The following is a 559-nucleotide window of genomic DNA, read 5'->3' as shown; positions in this document are numbered from 1 at the left end:
AATTCCGCTCTCCTCTTCTGCACTCAAGTCCCCCAGTTTCCAATGACCCTCCACGGTTGAGCCGTGGGCTTTCACATCAGACTTAAGGGACCGCCTGCGCGCGCTTTACGCCCAATAATTCCGGACAACGCTTGCCACCTACGTATTACCGCGGCTGCTGGCACGTAGTTAGCCGTGGCTTTCTGGTCAGGTACCGTCAAGGTACCGGCAGTTACTCCGGTACTTGTTCTTCCCTGACAACAGAGCTTTACGACCCGAAGGCCTTCTTCGCTCACGCGGCGTTGCTCCGTCAGACTTTCGTCCATTGCGGAAGATTCCCTACTGCTGCCTCCCGTAGGAGTCTGGGCCGTGTCTCAGTCCCAGTGTGGCCGATCACCCTCTCAGGTCGGCTACGCATCGTGGCCTTGGTGAGCCGTTACCTCACCAACTAGCTAATGCGCCGCGGGCCCATCTGTAAGTGACAGCAAAAGCCGTCTTTCAGCATTCCCTCATGTGAGGGAATGAATTATCCGGTATTAGCCCCGGTTTCCCGGAGTTATCCCAGTCTTACAGGCAGGTT

1 rRNA gene is annotated in these 559 nt (G+C 56.5%); it reads right to left on the bottom strand.

From position 1 onward, the window contains the following. Positions 1-559 (bottom strand): 16S ribosomal RNA (locus tag WQ57_RS22590); the annotation flags it as partial.

This window comes from Mesobacillus campisalis (assembly GCF_000986785.1).
In the GTDB taxonomy this organism is placed as follows: domain Bacteria; phylum Bacillota; class Bacilli; order Bacillales; family Cytobacillaceae; genus Mesobacillus_B; species Mesobacillus_B campisalis.
Note: the sequence above shows the minus strand (reverse complement) of the source record. Positions and strands in the feature narration are given on the sequence as shown.